We start from the raw sequence: 16,688 nt of genomic DNA, 5'->3' as shown, positions 1-16,688 counted from the left end.
CCCCGGATACCCCCGGGTGCCGCCCGCGACCCTCAGTGGCCGGTCCAGCGGTGCGGGGTCTTGTCCAGGAAAGCGCGCACCCCGTTGCGGAAGTCCTCGCTGCCGAACACGGTGCGCACCAGGTCGTCGCCGTCGGGCAGGTTCGCCATCCGCAGCCGGCGCACCGCCTCCTTGCTCGCCCACATCGTCAACGGCGCGTGCTGCGCCAGCCGTTCGGCCACACCCGCCACGGTCTCCGCCAGCTCACCGACGTCGCACAACTGCGCGACGAATCCCGCCGCATGCGCCTCGTCGGCGCTGAACATCCGCGCCCGCAACAGCATGTCCTTCGCCCGCGCCGGCCCCAGGTGGAACACCAGCAGCGAATAGGTGTTCATCGCCAGGCAGTTGCCCAGCGTCCGCGCCACCGGTACCCCGAACCGGCCCGTCGTCGTCGACACCCGGATGTCGCACGCCGCCGCCAACGCGATGCCCGCACCCACGCAGAACCCGGAGATCGCCGCGACCGTGGGCACCCTGGTGGTCTCCAACCGCTCCAGCACCGCCTCCATCCGCTGCTCGTAGGCCACCCCGTCCTCGCCGGAGGTGAACCCGGTGAACTGCGCGATGTCGGTGCCGGCCACGAACGCCTCGTCCCCGGCGCCGCGCAGCACCAGCACCCGGATGCCGTCATCGGCGTCGGCCGCCTCGCACGCGGCGACCAGCCCGTCGTACATCTCCCAGCTCATCGCGTTGCGCTGCCGCGGCCGGTTGAACGTCACCTGCAGCACGGCCCCCTCGCGGGCCACCAGCAACTCGTCAGACATGCGACTCCTCTTCGGACCGATCCGGCGCGGCGCGCCGGAGGAACACCCGGGCGCGGCGGGCGAGTGCCGGGCCGGCCAGCAGCACTGCCGCCAGCGCCAGGATCACCACCGCGATCGGCTTGGTCAGCACCAGCCACAGATTGCCGTCCAGCAGCGCGGAGGACTGCACCAGCGCCTTCTCGAACAACGCCCCGATGACCACCCCGACCACCAGCGGCGCCATCGGCAGCTCGTAGCGCTTCATGCCGTAGCCGATGACGCCGAAGATCAGCACCAGCCACGCGCTGAAGACGTTGTTGTCGATGGCGTAGGCCCCGACGAAGCTGGTGAACAGGATCAACGGGTACAGGTAGGCGTAGGGGATGCGCAGCAGCTGCGCGAACACCGGCGCCAACGGCAGGTTGAGCACCAGCAGGATCACGTTGCCGATGAAGAACGACACCAGCAGGCCCCACACCAGCTCCGGCTGCTCCTCGAACAGCAGCGGGCCCGGTTGCACCCCGTAAACCGTCAGCGCGCCCAGCAGCACCGCCGTGGTCGCACCACCCGGGATGCCCAGCGTCAGCGTCGGGATGAAGTTGGCGTTCGCGGCGGCGTTGTTGGCGCTCTCCGGTGCCGCGACGCCCTGGATCGCGCCGTGCCCGAACTGCGCGGCGTTGCGGGAAACCCGCTTCTCCAGCCCGTAGGCCAGGAACGACGCCAGCGTCGACCCGGCGCCCGGCAGCGTGCCCAGCAGGAACCCGATCGCGCTGCCCCGGCCGATCGCGCCGGCCGAGTCCCGGATGTCGCGGCGGCGGATCACCAGATCCCGGAACCGCGCGCGGATCGGCGTCGCCGCCCCCACCCGGATCTGGTACAGCACCTCGCCGACGGCGAACAACCCGATGACCACCTCGATGTAGGGGATGCCCGACAGCAGTTCGATGCTGCCGAAGGTGTAGCGGGCCTCGCCGGTGCCCGCGTCGATTCCCACGCACGCCAGCAGCACCCCGGCGCAGGCCATCGCCGCGGCCCGCAGCTTCGAACCGGTCGACAGCACGACCATCGTCACCAGGGCCAGCACCATCACCGCCAGGTTCTCCGGCGGCCCGAACCGCAACGCGAACTGCGCGAACGGCGGCGCGAGCGCGGCCAGCAGCACCAGCGACAGGATCGCCGCGGCGAACGACCCGATCGCCGCAATGGCCAGCGCCGCGCCCGCTCGGCCCTGCCGCGCCATCTGATAACCGTCCAAAGTGGTCACGACGCTGGCCGCCTCGCCCGGCGTGGACAGCAGCACCGAGGTGATCGTGCCGCCGTACTGCGAGCCGTAGTAGATCCCGGCCAGCATGATCAGCGCGGTGACCGGCTCCACGGTCAGCGTCAGCGGGATCAGGATCGCCACCCCGGTGCTGGAACCCAGCCCGGGCAGCAACCCGATCACGGTCCCCAGCACGACGCCGACGAAGCACCACAACAGGTTCGTCGGCGTAAGAGCAGTGGATAAACCCAGCAACAAGTTGTCGATCACTTGTGCCTCCGGTTCTCAGAAGCCGAACAAGCCGGTGGGCAGCGGTACCCGCAGCACCACCGCGAAGATCACGTGCATCGCCGCCGCCGACACCGCCGACAGCGCCAGCGCGGGCAGCACCCTGCGCCGCTCCAGCCAGGTGGAGATCACCAGCACCAGCAGCCCGAACGCGGTGACCATGCCCACCAGCGGCACCACCAGCAGCGCCGCGGGCAACAGCGCGAACACCCGCCGCAGGATCCACATCCTCTGCGCCGGTGTTCGCCCGAAGTCATCGGTGCCGCCCTCCGGGGCGGCCGGGGCCGCCCGGCGCAGCTGCTCGACCATCAGCAGCACCGAGAACACCGCCAGCAGACCGCCCGCTGCCAGCGGCAGGAACCCCGGCCCGATCCGCGACTCCGGCAGCATCACCCCGTAACCGACTGCGCTGACCGCGAAACCCGTGCCCACCAGCGCGAGTCCGCCGAAGACCGCCACCTGCGGCGACCGCTGCCCGCTCATCGCCGCACCACCTGCGCCAGCAGCCCCTCGTTGTCCCGCAGGTACGCGGTGAACTCCTCGCCGAAGGCCAGCCGCGGCTGCAGGAACTCCGATTCGACGTACTCGGCGTAGGCGGGGGAGTCGGCGAAGCGGCGGGCCACCCCGATCCAGTACTCGGCGGCCTGCGGGTTGAGCCCGCCCGGCGCGATCATGCCGCGGAACTGCGCGAAGGACACCGGCACGCCCTGCTCCACCGACGTCGGGATCCCCGCGAGCTCCGGATAGGTGTAGCGCTGGTCGGCGAACACGCACAGCGCCTTGAGCTGCCCGGCCCGCAGCTGGCCGACGACCTCGCTGGGGTTCAGCGACGCCAGCTCCACCTGCCCGCCGAGCACCGCCGCCAGCGTTTCCCCGCCGCCCTCGTAGGGCACGGTGTCGAAATCAGCGCCGGCCACCCGCTCCATCTGCGAGAACACCACCGCATCCGGGCCCACCGCACCGGAGATCCCGGCCAGCACCCGCCGCCCGCGGCTTTGCGCCACCGCGTCCGCGCAACTGGTGATCGGCGATCCCGGCAGCGCCACCAGCAGCGTGTAGTCATCGCCGATCTTCATGATCGGCGTGAAGCTGCGGTAGGAGAACGCCACGTCGACGCTCAACGGCAGCGACAGCAGCGACGTCTCGGTGGCCAGCAGGTAGTCCGGCGAACCCGCCTTGGCCAGGAAGTAGGAGTAGCCGACCGCGCCCTGCCCGCCCTCCCGGTTGTCGACGTTGACCCGCAGCCCGGGCTCCACGCCGGCGAGCCCGTCGGCCATCGCGCGGCCCGCGATGTCGCTGCCGCCACCGGCGGCGAAGGGCACCACCATCGTCACGTTCCCCGCCGGCCGCGGCCCACCGGAACCTTCCTGTCCGGCGCTGCCGGTGGCGCACCCGCCCAGCAGCACCGCCGCGCACAACGCGGCCAGCACGCCGCGACCCCGCAACAACACGCGCATCGCTGCTCCTCCTTGAGCTGCGTCGCGAAAAAAGGGAAGAAGTAGGGGATTTACTCGCCGGTGGCGATGACCCCGGACTCGCGCAACCGCTCCAGCTCCTGGGCACCGGCACCGACCTCGGCCAGGACCTCCGCGGTGTGCGCGCCCAGCACCGGCCCGGCCGGGCCGCGGCGCGCCGGGGTCGCCGACATCCGCATCGGCGAACCGATCTGCCGCACCTCGCCGAGCTGCGGATGTGGCGCGTCCCAGAAGAATCCGCGCTGGCCGAGGTGATCGTCGGTGAACACCCGGTCCATGGTCGCGATCGGTGCGCACGGCACCCCCGCGGCCACCAGCACGTCGACGATCTCCGCGGTGGTGCGCGATGCGGTGGCCACCTCGATGGCCGCGATGAGGCTGTCGCGGTGGTGGTAGCGGTCGTAGGAACTGGTGTAGCGGTCGTCGTCGAGCAGTTCGGCGAGCCCGAGGGCGTGGCAGAACGCCGGCCAGGTCTTCGTCGTGGTGGCCCCGACGGTCACCCAGCCGTCCTTGCTGCGCACCGCCTGGTAGGGGGCGCTGTTCTGGTGCGCCGAACCGTGCGCGCGGCCGACTTCGCCGGTGGCGAAGTAGTTCCCGGCCTCCCACACCGCGAACGACACCCCCGCCTCGTACAGCGACACGTCCACGTGCTGGCCCTCGCCGGTGTGCTCGCGGGCCCGCAGCGCGGCCATCGCGCCCATCGCCGAGTACAGCCCGCACACCAGGTCGCACATCGGCACCCCGACCTTGGCCGGCTCCCCGCCGGGTGGGCCGGTGATGCTCATCAGCCCTGCGCGGGCCTGCGCCATGATGTCCAGCCCGGGCTGCGTGGCCAGCGGCCCGTCCTGCCCCCACCCCGATGCCGACACGTACACCAGCCGGGGGCTGCGGGCGTGCACGGCGTCGTAGCCGAAGCCCAGTGCGGACAGCGCGCCCGGCCGCAGGTTCTCCACCAGCACGTCCGCGGTGTCCAGCAGCGACCACAGCAGCCGCCGCCCTTCGTCGGTCTTCAGATCCAGCGCCACCGACCGCTTGTTGCGGTTGAGCCGCACGAACGGGGAGCTGTGGCCGTCGAGGAACGGCCCGGTCTGGCGCACCGGGTCACCGCCGGCGGGGTTTTCCACCTTGATGACGTCGGCACCGAGGTCGGCCAGTTGCATCGTCGCGAACGGCGCGGCCATGAACGCGCCGATCTCCACCACGCGCACCCCGTGCAGCGGGGCGGGGGATCGGGAATCTGGGGGAGAAGTCATGCGCGGCTCCAAGAAATCCGGGCGGAAACCGGATACCGTGATCGGCATCACCTGACTTTTGTCTACAGCAGGCAGAACGGAGCTGACAAGCTTTGCCCCACGAGGTTGCCCCGAGCGGACCAGCGCCGCGGCACCGGCGCGAAAGCGCGCCGGAACCGGGCCCGGGAAGGGAAGACTGCTGGACGTGACCGGATCCGTTGAAGACAGCCCCGCGACCCGCCGGGCCCCGAGCATCGTCGGCCCACCGAGCCTGGTGGAGCTGGCCGCCGCGACGCTGCGCCGCATGATCATCGGCGGTGACCTGCTGTGCGGGCAGCGCATCGTGGAGAACCGGCTGACCCACGAGCTGGGCATCAGCCGGCCACCGCTGCGGGAAGCGCTGCGGGTGCTCGAACGCGAAGGCCTCGTGCGGCAGGTGCCGCGCAAAGGCGTGATCGTGACCCCGCTGACGCTGCACGACATCTACGAGATCTGCACCCTGCGCGCCGAATTCGAACGCCTCGCGGTGCGCCTGGGCGTGCCGGTCACCGAACCCGCCCGGCTGCGCCGCTGCCGGCAGGCCCTGCAGCGGATGGACGACGCCGCGGGCACCGGAGACGAACCGGCATTCATGGAATGCTCCTTCGAGTTCCACCTGTCGGTCGTCGGCCTGTCCGGGCACCAGCGCCTCGAAGACGCCTACCGGTCGCTGCAACTGCAGATGATGCTGTCCATGGCGCTGAACCGGAAAGCCCGCCAGGGCCGCGAGAGCCTCGCCGAGGACGTGGCCCGCCACCGGCGGCTGCTGTCGGTCATCGAGGCCGGCGACCCCGAGTCGGTGCTCACCGAACTCGCCGAGCACGGCGACCGCACCTTCCTCGACGGCATCGAGACCAAAGTGGACGGACACACCGATGTGGCGCTGCAGTGGTTGCGGCGGCAGCGGGAGAAACAGGAGGAAATGTGAGTTCAGGCCCCTCGCACACGCTGACCATCGACGGGATCGCCCCGCAGCTCGACGCCGACGTGTTCGTCGCGCCCGGCGCCGCGCTCATCGGCCGCGTGCGCCTGGCCGCCGGCGCGAGCGTCTGGTACAACGCCGTGCTGCGCGGCGACCAGGAGAACATCAGCGTCGGCACCCGCAGCAACATCCAGGACGGCTGCGTCGTGCACGCCGACCCCGGCTTCCCGGCCGAGATCGGCACCGGCGTCACCGTCGGTCACAAAGCGGTCCTGCACGGCTGCACCGTGGAAGACGACTGCCTGATCGGCATGGGCGCCGTGGTGCTCAACGGCGCCCGCATCGGCGCCGGATCGCTGATCGCGGCCGGCGCCGTGGTCCTGGAAGGCACCGAGATCCCGCCGGGCTCGATGGTCGCCGGCACCCCGGGCAAGGTCCGCCGCGAACTCACCGAAGAAGAACAGGCCCGCCTCAAGCTCTCCGCCGAGCACTACGTCACGCTGGCCGCCAAGCACCGCGAAGCCCTCGCCTGACCCCGCCGAAGCGGGCCGCCCCTTCCGGCAGGGCGGCCCGCTTCCGGCGCGCGGCGGCGGCATCACCGACGGCGTGACCCCTGCGTTCGCCGTGGCCCGTCGCGGAGTTGAACGACCCGCCCGACCGTGCACCAGTTCTCGCTGTTCGTCTCGACGGCCCCCCGGTAGCAGGCGCCGGAAAACCAACGGCTAGCTCAAAAGCGCTGGCTGCGAGCCGGTTCCGGGGTCGAGTGCGCGGCTGCTGAGGTCGAGATCGCCGGAGAGCGTGCCCGGCATGACCGATGATCAGGATCGTGAGGTCCACGAACTCGGCCGGAGCTGTGATCATGGCGGGGTGTATGACTTCTTCACCCGCCACCCCACGGCGACCTGGGGTCGGGACGGTCGGTTGCATGTCCATGCGCTGCCGAACGAGCACCCACCGGAACCATGAGGGAGCCCCACCATGTCGATCTTGGACCCCGTGCCCGACTTGCCGGCGACCGTGGACACCAACCAGCCGAGCGCGGCCCGCGCCTACGACTACTTCCTCGGCGGTTCGCACAACTTCGCCGCCGACCGCGAGTTCGCCGACCAAGTGCTGGCCATCGCGCCAAGCATCCCGGCCGTGACCCGGCTGAACCGGTCTTTCCTGCGTCGCGCCGTGCGCTACTGCCTCGACCGGGGCATCCGCCAGTTCCTCGACCTCGGCTCCGGCATCCCCACAGTCGGCAACACCCACCAGGTCGCCGAATCCGCCGGCGTCCCGGCCCGCGTGGTCTACGTCGACAACGAACCGGTGGCCTACCACCACGCCCAGCACGTACTGGGAGGGGCGGACACGACGACGATCATCCAGGCCGACATGCGCGACCTGCCCGCGGTGCTCGACCACCCGGACACCCGCCGGCTGCTCGACTTCAGCCAACCGGTCGGACTCCTCGTCGTCGGCGTGCTGCTGTACCTCAAGGACCCGCAACCAGCCGAGCTGATCCACGCCTACCAGCAACGCCTCGCGCCCGGCTCGCTGGTCGCCGTATCCACCCTGACCGCCGAACACGCCTCGCCGGCGCTGCGTGCCGAGATGGAACTGCTGCGCGGCGCGTACGAGGCAGCCGGCGAACCCGTGTACCCGCGCGACCACGCCGAGATCCTGTCCTGGTTCGACGGCCTCGACCTGGTCGACCCGGGCCTGGTCACTCTGCCCGAGTGGCACACCCAGGACCCGAATGAACTGGACGACGTGGCCAGACCGCTCGGCTACGGCGCGGTCGCGCGAGTGCCCTGACACGAGGTCTGCGGCGTACACCGGCGCTGCCCCTTGCCGGGATGCAGCCAAGGTAAGCCCACGAGTTGGCGCCGGTGGGTCACAACGACCGTGGTGCGGCCCAGAACTCGGCGATGAGCACCACCAGCGGAGCCTCCGGACGGCCACGGGAGACGCGTTGCTCGTCGTGGAACGCGCACCACTCGACCTGGGTCTCCTCCGGCGGCCGCGCCGGCCGGGTTGTCCGCGGTCTGCTCGCGTACGTACTCCTCGGCCTCAGACCGGGTGCGCCACACTCCCAAGCCTTGACCGCCGGTGTCGACGAGTCCCCGCCGTACGCCAGGAGCGGGCCTTGTGGGGCTGTTTGCACAGGTCCCAGCACCCATACTGTCTACAGTGGTCGAGATGGGCGGCCGTCGTGACCAGCACGAGGCCCGTTTCAGCCGAATTCGGTTCCTGCCCCTTCCAGACGCCGACCGGGTGGCCCGAGATCGACGGCCCCCGCTACTCCTTCTCCGTGTCGAGCCCGGCTAGGGCACCGCAAACCATCACTATCCATAACGCGGGGTCGTCCCAGGAGGCGGCGTATGTCTGGGCGACGGCGACGAACAAACTCACGATGCTGGCGACCAGCGCCACGACATAAACGAAGATCCGCGACATGTCCAGGTCGCTGATGACCATCGCCTTGGTGATCGACACAACCGCCCAACACCCGAGACCGGGGAGAAACGCCGCGCCGATGAGTAACAGCGCCTGCAGGGGCTTCGCTTTCTCGAACTCGTCGCGGATCGTGTAGAGGACCACTCCCTCTACCGTGTGACGTTCGTGCAGATAGCGGAACCCCACCAGCCACAGTGTGCTGAGCACCGAGGACACCAGCGCCAGCTTGAGCGTGCTGGTCATCGGTACCGCGGCGGACCCGTCAGCCTGCTGGCGCTGCTGGGCCTGGGCGACCGTGGTGACCGTCTGGACCAGGGTCGCCACGACGACGAGCCACTTCACCGCATCGGAATCGGGAGACACCCCACGAATGATCTCCCAACCGGAACGGCCGGGGACCGGGATTCCCGGACTTGGTGCCAGCAGGAACCGGTCATCACCCGAAGCGATCAACCGGGCGAGAACCCGTGCGAGTAGGCAGACGTCATTCGATGGTCAGTGGATCTGGATCCGTGGTCCCGCCCGGTGTGCCAGTCAGGGTCTTGGCGTTGGTGGGACGTCCAGTACGCCGGGAGGTTGCTCACGCACCCGTACCTTCTCTGTCTTCGCCGACCTGGAGTTCGGCGATGTGCCCGTCGTCGATGTAGCCCTCGGTGGTGGCAACGCTGGCGTGGTTGAGGTCCCGTTGGATTTGCCGGATCGGCACGCCCTGGCGCTCGCCGTGGGTGCCGTAGGAGTGCCGGAACCGGTGCGGAGTGGCTTGGCCCTTCAGGGACGCGAGCTGGGCGCTGATCGCCACTCCATCGATGCTGGCCAGCAGGTTCAGCTTCCACCGCTCCCGTGGTGGCTTGTCCGGGTGTGGGGTGAACGTCTCCACGATCCGGGTGATGACCGCGGAGACGTGCTTCTCGTGGACCCGCGCGCCGGTGGCGGTGACGAACATCGGCTGCTCCAGGCGGCCGCCGGCCTCGCCGGGCCTGGCCACGGTGGCCGAGACTCGGTGGGCCAGCCAGTCGTCGACGGCGACCGGGACGCCGACCCAGGTTTCGTCGCCGCCCTTGTTGTGGACCAGCAGCTGCGCTTTCGCACCCGGAGCGGACCGGTGGTAGTCGGCGAGGTTGATCGAGGCCAGCTCGGATGTCCTCCTCCGGTCGCGCAAGTAGACGTACCCGGCTTCCGGGATCTCTCCCCGAAAAGAGCAACAGCACTTACATAAGCACTGTTACAGTCGGCCGGGTGACGACTGGGGGTCCTGACCCGACCGAGGAAGAAAGCGTCTGGCAGCCGCTGCGCCGCCTGCTGGGCGACATGGATGACGAGATCGGCCGCCTGTACCGGCAGCGGAGCCTGGAGAGCATCCGCCCGCGGTTCGTCATGCCCCTGATCCGCCTCGGCCACCGCGGCGCCATGACCATCCGCGAACTCGCCGACGCCCTGGACGTGACCCACTCGGCGATGAGCCAGACCGTGAGCGCCATGCGCCGCGAAGGACTGGTGCGCAGCATCGCGGGCACCGACGCACGCACCCGCCAGGTGACGCTGACCAAACGCGCACACGCGCTCCTTCCGCTGCTGGAAGCCGAGTGGCGGGCCACCGAAGAGGCCGTGCGCGAGCTGGAAGGCGAACTGCCGCACCCGCTCAGCGAAGTGGTCCGGGACCTGGCGGAGGCCCTGGCGCGGCGCTCGTTCCACGACCGGATCGCCCACCACCTCCAGCTGTCGGCGGACCAGTCTCCGTGAGCCTGGCGGACCGGCTGCTCGACACCCGGCCGCTGCGCACCAGCGCCGCCTTCCGCCGCCTGTGGGCGGGAAACGCCCTCTCCGCCCTGGGCGGGCAGCTGACGGTGGTCGCGGTGCTCTTCCAGATGTGGGAGCTCACCGGCAGCCCCCTCGCGGTGGGCGCGATCGGCCTCGTCCAGTCCGCCGCGATGGTCGTCTTCGGGCTGCTCGGCGGGGCGCTGGCCGACGCCGTCGACCGCCGGCGCCTGGTGCTGCTCACGACCGTCATCCAGCTGCTGGCCGCCGGACTGCTCGCTGTGCACGCCTCCTCCAGCGTCGCCTCGATGTGGGGGCTGCTCGCGCTCACGGCGCTGCAGACGGCCGGCGGCGGACTGGGCGCGCCCGCCCGCAAGACATTCGTGGTGCGCCTGCTGCCCGCCGGCCAGGTCGGCGCGGGCATCGCCCTGACCAACCTCGCCTTCCAGGCCGCCATGCTGATCGGCCCCGCCATCGCGGGCGTGGTGGTGGCCCAGTGGGGCGTGGGCGCCTGCTACCTGCTTGACGCGCTGACCTTCGCCGCCGCGCTCTACGGCGTGCTGCGGCTACCCGCCATGCGACCGCAAGGGGAGACCGCTCGTCCCGGGGCCCGGGCGATCTGGGAAGGCTGGCGGTTCATCACCGGTAAACCCCTGCTGCACGGCGCGCTGCTCAGCGACGTCCTCGCGACCGTGACGGCCATGCCGATGGCGCTGTTCCCGCTGATCAACGCCGAGCGCTTCGGCGGGCGCCCGGAAACCCTCGGGCTGTTCTTCTCCGCGGTCGCCGTCGGCGGACTCGCCGCGGGCGCCGCCTCCGGCATGGTGACCCGCGCCCGCCGGCCGGGCGCGGTCATGCTGGCCGCGGCCGGTGCGTGGGGCCTGGCACTGGCCGGATTCGGCCTGGCGCAGCCGCTGTGGCTGGCGCTGACCTGCCTCGCCGCGGCCGGCGCGGCCGACACCACCTCGGTGATCACGCGCGGGGCGATCGTGCAGCTGGCGACGCCGGACTCGCACCGCGGCCGGGTCAGCGCCGTGGACCACATCGTCGGCGTCTCCGGCCCCGACCTGGGCAACTTCCGGGGCGGCCTGGTCGCCGACGCGACATCGGCGGCGTTCGCGGCCTTCTCGGGCGGAGCGCTCTGCGTCGTCGGCATCGTCGTGCTCGCGCTGACGAACACGTCCCTGCGCCGATTCGAGAACACTGCCCCGGAGCTGCCCGGCCGGTAGCCGGAAAACGCTACGGCGCCGCGGGGTTGGCGCCCGCCACGACCGTGGCGTCCAGCTCTTCGCAACCGGCCACGCTCGGGACCAGCCCGGCATCCGCGAAGAGCTCCGCGGTGTGCGGTGCCTGGCGGCGGCTGGTCTCGATCAGCAGGTGCCCGCCTGGCGCGAGCCACTGCGGCGCCGCGGCCGCCACCCGGCGTTGGACGTCCAGGCCGTCGGCGCCGCCGTCCAGCGCCACCTGCGGCTCGTGCAGCCGCGCCTCCGGGGGCATCAGATCGACCTCGCCGGAGGGCACGTAGGGGGCATTGACGACCAGGACCTCGATGCGGCCCCGCAACGCCACCGGAAGCGCCCGGTAGAGGTCGCCTTCGAAGACCTCACCGGTGATGTTGCGGCGCGCGCAGCGCACCGCCGCGGGATCCACGTCCGCGGCGTACAACTCCACCGGAAGCCGCGCGGCAAGCGCGGCGCCGACCGCACCCGAGCCGCAGCACAGGTCGACCACGACCGAGCGCGGCCGGGCCAGCGCGGCGGCCTGCTCGACGAGGAACTCGGTGCGGCGACGGGGAACGAACACCCCGGGATCCACGGCGATGCGCAGACCGCAGAACTCCGCCCAGCCCAGCACCTGCTCCAGCGGCAGGCCATCGACCCGGCGCTGCACCATGCCGGAAAGCTCGGCCGGATCGGCGGCCACCGACAGCAGCAGCCGCGCCTCGTCCTCGGCGAACACGCAACCAGCAGCGCGCAGGCTGCTCACAACAGCGGAGAAAGATGATGACAACACAGGAATGAGAAGTGCCTTTCGGTGACCACGAGCGCTCTCAGCGACGCCGGTCACGGCGGCGGAAGGAGAGCACCCGGCCTGCAACAGCGGTAATGGGTCTCACCTCCTCGGTCTCGCACGATGCGGCAACACTAGCAGCAGCCCGGGGCGGGCCCGCCCGCCACCCGGCAGTCCACATCGGACGACTGGAGCTCATTCCTCGTAGGTGATCCGGTACTTCGCGGCGATGGCGTTGAGCGCGGCGGGATCCAGCCGACCACCGGAGCTCACCTGGGCCCGGGCCTCGATCAGGTCCTCGACGAAGCACTCCCACCCGCCCGGGGCGGAGATCTGCAGCACGCGCGGCGGCGGCGTGGACCCCGGCCGCAGTGCGTGTGGAACGCCGTGCGGCAGGCGCACGAACTGCCCCCGGGTCGCGGTGTGGATCCGCCCGTCGAACTCCACAGTGAGGGCCCCGTCGAGCACGTAGATGCACGGCCGGTCGTCGGCTGGGCGCCCTGATCGCGCCCGAAACGCACTGGTGCCGTGGCCGGCCGGCCACGGCACCAGTGTCTTCAGCAGGTTCCGGCATCAGTCGCCCGGTTGTTGGTTGCCCCGGTATTGCGTCGCGGCGCGTGGCCGCCGGACCGATGCCTCGACCGCGCCCGGCAAGCGGCCGGGCAGGGTTGGGTACTGACGGACGTCAGCGCCGGGCTTGGCCGCTCGACGCAGGGTTCCGCATCACCATGCGGGCCCGCTGCATCTCACGTGCCATGCCGCCCAGCCAGCGAACCAGACCTGCCATCGGGGCGTCCTCCACTAACTTCGAGGGGATGAGTCGACGGTGCTTCGCCCCGTTGTCAAATCCCGGACGCGACAACCGGCGCGAACCAGGCGGGAAGAAGCCGTCTCACCCGCCATGTCGTCGCAGGTAGCCCACGTGTTTCTCGCAATTCATAACGTATTGGTAACGAAGATTCAGATAGGGTGCTTATCCATCGATAGGGGCATGTCCGTTGGGCTTTGCCGACGCTGCGTGCATGCCCCGGGTGGACCATCAACCGGGATGTGCACCGACGGTGTCGCGCAGCTCCCCGGCCATGGCCATGTCCGACTGCCGCGCGCAATGCGCACAGCAGAAGAACCGGCCACTGGCTTCCACGCCGTGCCCGAGGATCCGGGTCCCGCAGTGCTCGCACTGCGGCGCGAGCCGCTGCGCAGCGCATTCGAAGCAGTCGAAGGTGTGCACCCCGCCGCCCACGGTGTGCACCTCGAAGGTCATCCAGTAGTCGTTGCCGCAGACTTCGCAGGTCGCCATGACGTCGCCTTTCCACGCCGACGGGTGGACACCCGCAGGATGCGTCCCTACCGATGGGTCGGCAACCGCGCCACCACCCGATTCGCAGCTGCCCACCCGCCCCGGAGATGTGCCAGCATGATCGCGATCACACCGAGCGCATCGGGGGAGCACATGCACGACGACCGCCGCATCGTCGAACAGCGCCTCGACCGGGTGCTGGCCGAACGCCTGCGACCCGCCTACTACGCCGAAACGCTGCCCTGCGACATCGCCGTCTGGCACGCGCCCGGCGAACCCGTGCCCGTCGCCGAGGCCCTGCGCGCCGACTACGTCCCCGCCGGCATCGGCGAAGCCTGGGGACCCGCCTGGGGTACCAGCTGGTTCCGCCTGGCCGCCACCATCCCGCCGCACTGGGACGGCCGCACCGTCGAAGTCGTGGTCGACCTCGGCTTCGACGCCGACCGCCCCGGATTCCAGTGCGAAGGTCTCGCCCACAGCGCCGACGGCACCCCCATCAAAGGCCTCAACCCCCGCAACACCCACCTGCCCGCCGGCCGCAACTCCGCCGGCCGGCACCGCACCTGGTACGTCGAAGCCGCCGCCAACCCGATCATCCTCGGGGACCACGGATTCCGGCCCACCGACCTCGGCACCAAACCCACCACCGCGACCCCACCGCTGTACCGGCTGCGCCGCGCCGACCTCGCCGTCCTCGACGAACCCGTGTGGCAACTCGTCCAGGACGCCGAGGTCCTCGACCAGCTCATGCGGCAACTCCCCGCGGACTCACCGCGCCGACACGAGATCCTCCGCGCCCTGGAACGCATGCTCGACCGCCTCGACCTGCACGACATCACCGGCACCGCACCCGCAGCCCGCGACGAACTCGCCGAGGTCCTCGCCCGGCCCGCGCACCCCAGCTCCCACGTGATCTCCGCCGTCGGCCACGCCCACATCGACTCCGCCTGGCTGTGGCCGCTGCGCGAAACCGTCCGCAAGGTCGCCCGCACCGTCGCCAACGTCACCGCCCTGATGGCCGAGCACCCCGACTTCCACTTCGCCATGTCGCAGGCCCAGCAGCTGGCCTGGATCAAGGAGCACCACCACCAGCTCTACGACCGCGTCCGCACCTTCGTGCACACCGGGCAGTTCGTGCCGGTCGGCGGCATGTGGGTGGAAGCCGACACCAACATGCCCGGCGGCGAGGCCATGGCCCGCCAGTTCGTCCACGGCAAGCGCTTCTACCTGGAGGAGTTCGGCATCGAAACCCGCGAGGTGTGGCTGCCCGACTCCTTCGGCTACAGCGCCGCGCTGCCGCAGCTCGTCGCCCAGTCCGGCTCGCGGTGGTTCCTCACCCAGAAGATTTCCTGGAACCAGACCAACAAGTTCCCGCACCACACCTTCTGGTGGGAAGGCATCGACGGCACCCGGGTGTTCACCCACTTCCCGCCCGCCGACACCTACAACTCCGAGATCAGCGGCGCCGAACTCGCCCACGCCACCGACAACTTCGCCGAGCACGGCTACGCCACCCGCTCCCTGCTGCCCTTCGGCCACGGCGACGGCGGGGGAGGACCCACCCGTGAAATGCTCGCCCGCGCCTACCGCACCGCCGACCTCGAAGGCTCCCCGCGCGTCCGCCTGGAAACCCCCGAGGAGTTCTTCACCGCCGCCGAAGCCGACCACGCCGGCCCCGCGGTCTGGTCCGGCGAGCTGTACCTGGAGATGCACCGCGGCACCTATACCTCGCAGGCCAAGACGAAACAGGGCAACCGCCGCAGCGAACACCTGCTGCGCGAAGCCGAACTGTGGTGCGCCACCGCCGCCATCGCCACCGGCCGCGACTACCCGCACGACGCGCTGGACCGGCTGTGGAAGCAGGTGCTGCTGCACCAGTTCCACGACATCCTGCCCGGCTCCTCGATCTCCTGGGTGCACCGCGAGGCCGAAGCCGCCTACGCCCGCGTCGCCACCGAGCTCGAAGCGATCATCACCGGCGCGCTGCGCGCCCTGGCCGGTGACCCCGCCGGGCCGCTGACCTTCAACGCCACCCCGCACGCCCGCAACGGCGTCCCCGCCCTCGGCGCGGCCACCGCGAACACCACCGCCGCGGCGACGGCCACCCGCCACCCCGACGGCACCACCACCCTCGACAACGGCCTGCTGCGCGTCACCATCGACCACCGCGGGCTGCTGACCTCCGTCTACGACCACGCCGCCGAACGCGAGGCGCTGGCCGGCCCCGCGAACCTGCTGCAGCTGCACGCCGACCACCCCAACGCCTGGGACGCCTGGGACCTCGACGCCTTCTACCGGCACCACACCCGCGACCTCACCGAGCTCGACGAGCTGGACCTCGACAACGGCATCGTCCGCATCCGCCGCCGCTTCGGCAAGTCCACAGTGGAGCAGCGCATCGGGCTCGCCGCCGACGCCCGCCGCGTCGACATCGACACCGACATCGACTGGCACGAAACCGAGAAGCTCCTCAAAGCGGCCTTCCCGCTGGACGTGCACGCCGACCGCTCCGCCGCGGAAACCCAGTTCGGCCACGTCATGCGCCCCACCCACAGCAACACCTCGTGGGATGCCGCCAAGTTCGAGATCTGCGCCCACCGGTTCCTGCACGTCGCCGAACCCGGCTACGGCCACGCCCTGGTCAACGACGCCACCTACGGGCACGACGTCACCCGCGACACCCGCCCCGGCGGCGGCACGACCACCACCGTGCGCCTGTCCCTGCTGCGCGCGCCCCGCTTCCCGGACCCCGACACCGACCACGGCCGCCACCACCTGCGCTACGCCCTGGTCGTCGGGGCGGACATCGGCGACGCCGCCCGCGAGGGCTACCGCATCAACCTGCCCGAACGCACCATCAACGGCTCGCGGCCCGTCGCGCCCCTGGTGGCCGTGGACAACGACGCCGTCGTCGTCGAAGCGGTCAAGCTCGCCGACGACCGCAGCGGAGACCTCGTGGTCCGCCTCTACGAATCGCGCGGCGCCCGCGCCCGCGCCCGGCTGACCACCTCCTTCCCGGCCACCTCGGTCACCCGCACCGACCTCCTCGAACGGCCGCTCGCCGAACCCGACGCCACCACCGACGCATTCGACCTGCGGCTGCGGCCCTTCGAAATCCGGACCCTGCGCTTCGCCCGCCCCGCCGGCGCGTGAACCACCCGGCGTGGTGGCCCCGCGTT

The 16,688-nt window shown here is 70.9% G+C and carries 16 protein-coding genes; 6 read left to right on the top strand and 10 right to left on the bottom strand.

The window, feature by feature from the left end; genetic code table 11:
• Nucleotides 1–32: 32 nt before the first annotated feature.
• Genes ACWEV3_RS04505 through ACWEV3_RS04485 form a run of 5 tightly spaced genes read right to left on the bottom strand, consistent with a single transcriptional unit; the run spans nucleotide 33 to nucleotide 5,062 of the window.
• Nucleotides 33–806 (bottom strand): enoyl-CoA hydratase/isomerase family protein, encoded by a 774-nt coding sequence (locus ACWEV3_RS04505; protein WP_452612538.1) that lies wholly within the window; start codon nucleotides 804–806, stop codon nucleotides 33–35.
• On the bottom strand, nucleotides 799–2,316 hold the full coding sequence (locus tag ACWEV3_RS04500; RefSeq protein ID WP_452612537.1) for a tripartite tricarboxylate transporter permease: 1,518 nt from the start codon (nucleotides 2,314–2,316) through the stop codon (nucleotides 799–801). The genes ACWEV3_RS04505 and ACWEV3_RS04500 overlap by 8 nt, the downstream gene beginning before the upstream one ends.
• A gap of 15 nt (nucleotides 2,317–2,331) precedes the next feature.
• Nucleotides 2,332–2,817, bottom strand: coding sequence for a tripartite tricarboxylate transporter TctB family protein (locus tag ACWEV3_RS04495; protein WP_452612536.1), 486 nt, complete (start codon nucleotides 2,815–2,817; stop codon nucleotides 2,332–2,334).
• On the bottom strand, nucleotides 2,814–3,791 hold the full coding sequence (locus ACWEV3_RS04490) for a tripartite tricarboxylate transporter substrate binding protein (RefSeq protein ID WP_452612535.1): 978 nt from the start codon (nucleotides 3,789–3,791) through the stop codon (nucleotides 2,814–2,816). The genes ACWEV3_RS04495 and ACWEV3_RS04490 overlap by 4 nt, the downstream gene beginning before the upstream one ends.
• A gap of 50 nt (nucleotides 3,792–3,841) precedes the next feature.
• Nucleotides 3,842–5,062 carry a CaiB/BaiF CoA transferase family protein gene (locus ACWEV3_RS04485; RefSeq protein ID WP_452612534.1) on the bottom strand — a complete coding sequence of 407 codons (1,221 nt, stop codon included), beginning with the start codon at nucleotides 5,060–5,062 and terminating at the stop codon, nucleotides 3,842–3,844.
• Nucleotides 5,063–5,246: 184 nt separating this feature from the next.
• Here ACWEV3_RS04485 and ACWEV3_RS04480 point away from each other — a divergent pair, with 184 nt between their 5' ends.
• The 3 genes from ACWEV3_RS04480 to ACWEV3_RS04470 all read left to right on the top strand — a co-directional run bounded on the left by ACWEV3_RS04480 (nucleotide 5,247) and on the right by ACWEV3_RS04470 (nucleotide 7,802).
• Complete coding sequence (locus ACWEV3_RS04480; protein ID WP_452612533.1) at nucleotides 5,247–6,008, top strand: GntR family transcriptional regulator; 762 nt, start codon at nucleotides 5,247–5,249, stop codon at nucleotides 6,006–6,008.
• Nucleotides 6,005–6,535: a gamma carbonic anhydrase family protein gene (locus ACWEV3_RS04475; protein WP_452612532.1), complete on the top strand. Its 531-nt coding sequence runs from the start codon at nucleotides 6,005–6,007 to the stop codon at nucleotides 6,533–6,535. Before ACWEV3_RS04480 ends, ACWEV3_RS04475 begins: the two co-directional genes overlap by 4 nt.
• Before the next feature lie 445 nt (nucleotides 6,536–6,980).
• Nucleotides 6,981–7,802, top strand: a complete 822-nt coding sequence (locus tag ACWEV3_RS04470; RefSeq protein WP_452612531.1) for an SAM-dependent methyltransferase — start codon at nucleotides 6,981–6,983, stop codon at nucleotides 7,800–7,802.
• Between the two features lie 483 nt (nucleotides 7,803–8,285).
• On the opposite strand, the gene ACWEV3_RS04465 is transcribed toward ACWEV3_RS04470, so the two are convergent.
• Nucleotides 8,286–8,807 carry a hypothetical protein gene (locus ACWEV3_RS04465; RefSeq protein WP_452612530.1) on the bottom strand — a complete coding sequence of 174 codons (522 nt, stop codon included), beginning with the start codon at nucleotides 8,805–8,807 and terminating at the stop codon, nucleotides 8,286–8,288.
• 217 nt (nucleotides 8,808–9,024) lie between these two features.
• Nucleotides 9,025–9,603: a tyrosine-type recombinase/integrase gene (locus tag ACWEV3_RS04460; RefSeq protein ID WP_452612529.1), complete on the bottom strand. Its 579-nt coding sequence runs from the start codon at nucleotides 9,601–9,603 to the stop codon at nucleotides 9,025–9,027.
• Nucleotides 9,604–9,680: 77 nt separating this feature from the next.
• On the opposite strand from ACWEV3_RS04460, the gene ACWEV3_RS04455 reads away from it, so the two are divergent.
• Both ACWEV3_RS04455 and ACWEV3_RS04450 read left to right on the top strand, forming a co-directional pair.
• On the top strand, nucleotides 9,681–10,184 hold the full coding sequence (locus tag ACWEV3_RS04455) for a MarR family winged helix-turn-helix transcriptional regulator (protein ID WP_452612528.1): 504 nt from the start codon (nucleotides 9,681–9,683) through the stop codon (nucleotides 10,182–10,184).
• A complete protein-coding gene (locus ACWEV3_RS04450) occupies nucleotides 10,181–11,428 on the top strand; it encodes an MFS transporter (RefSeq protein WP_452612527.1) in 1,248 nt (415 codons plus the stop codon). Before ACWEV3_RS04455 ends, ACWEV3_RS04450 begins: the two co-directional genes overlap by 4 nt.
• A gap of 10 nt (nucleotides 11,429–11,438) precedes the next feature.
• On the opposite strand, the gene ACWEV3_RS04445 is transcribed toward ACWEV3_RS04450, so the two are convergent.
• The 3 genes from ACWEV3_RS04445 to ACWEV3_RS04435 all read right to left on the bottom strand — a co-directional run bounded on the left by ACWEV3_RS04445 (nucleotide 11,439) and on the right by ACWEV3_RS04435 (nucleotide 13,509).
• Nucleotides 11,439–12,185 carry a putative protein N(5)-glutamine methyltransferase gene (locus ACWEV3_RS04445; protein ID WP_452612526.1) on the bottom strand — a complete coding sequence of 249 codons (747 nt, stop codon included), beginning with the start codon at nucleotides 12,183–12,185 and terminating at the stop codon, nucleotides 11,439–11,441.
• A gap of 219 nt (nucleotides 12,186–12,404) precedes the next feature.
• On the bottom strand, nucleotides 12,405–12,677 hold the full coding sequence (locus ACWEV3_RS04440; RefSeq protein ID WP_452612525.1) for a hypothetical protein: 273 nt from the start codon (nucleotides 12,675–12,677) through the stop codon (nucleotides 12,405–12,407).
• A 571-nt stretch (nucleotides 12,678–13,248) separates the two neighbouring features.
• Nucleotides 13,249–13,509, bottom strand: a complete 261-nt coding sequence (locus ACWEV3_RS04435) for a Prokaryotic metallothionein (RefSeq protein ID WP_093267697.1) — start codon at nucleotides 13,507–13,509, stop codon at nucleotides 13,249–13,251.
• Between the two features lie 117 nt (nucleotides 13,510–13,626).
• On the opposite strand from ACWEV3_RS04435, the gene ACWEV3_RS04430 reads away from it, so the two are divergent.
• Nucleotides 13,627–16,662, top strand: a complete 3,036-nt coding sequence (locus tag ACWEV3_RS04430; protein ID WP_452612524.1) for an alpha-mannosidase — start codon at nucleotides 13,627–13,629, stop codon at nucleotides 16,660–16,662.
• Nucleotides 16,663–16,688: the final 26 nt, after the last annotated feature.

The sequence above is a fragment of the Saccharopolyspora sp. NPDC003752 genome (assembly GCF_053605825.1).
Note: the sequence above shows the minus strand (reverse complement) of the source record. Positions and strands in the feature narration are given on the sequence as shown.

Bases quoted from the DNA above. Each gene is read 5' to 3' on its own strand.
- ACWEV3_RS04470 (WP_452612531.1), top strand. From the start codon at position 6,981: ATGTCGATCTTGGACCCCGTGCCCGACTTGCCGGCGACCGTGGACACC.
- ACWEV3_RS04490 (WP_452612535.1), bottom strand. From the start codon at position 3,791: ATGCGCGTGTTGTTGCGGGGTCGCGGCGTGCTGGCCGCGTTGTGCGCG.
- ACWEV3_RS04430 (WP_452612524.1), top strand. From the start codon at position 13,627: ATGATCGCGATCACACCGAGCGCATCGGGGGAGCACATGCACGACGAC.
- ACWEV3_RS04485 (WP_452612534.1), bottom strand. From the start codon at position 5,062: ATGACTTCTCCCCCAGATTCCCGATCCCCCGCCCCGCTGCACGGGGTG.
- ACWEV3_RS04495 (WP_452612536.1), bottom strand. From the start codon at position 2,817: ATGAGCGGGCAGCGGTCGCCGCAGGTGGCGGTCTTCGGCGGACTCGCG.
- ACWEV3_RS04505 (WP_452612538.1), bottom strand. From the start codon at position 806: ATGTCTGACGAGTTGCTGGTGGCCCGCGAGGGGGCCGTGCTGCAGGTG.
- ACWEV3_RS04435 (WP_093267697.1), bottom strand. From the start codon at position 13,509: ATGGCGACCTGCGAAGTCTGCGGCAACGACTACTGGATGACCTTCGAG.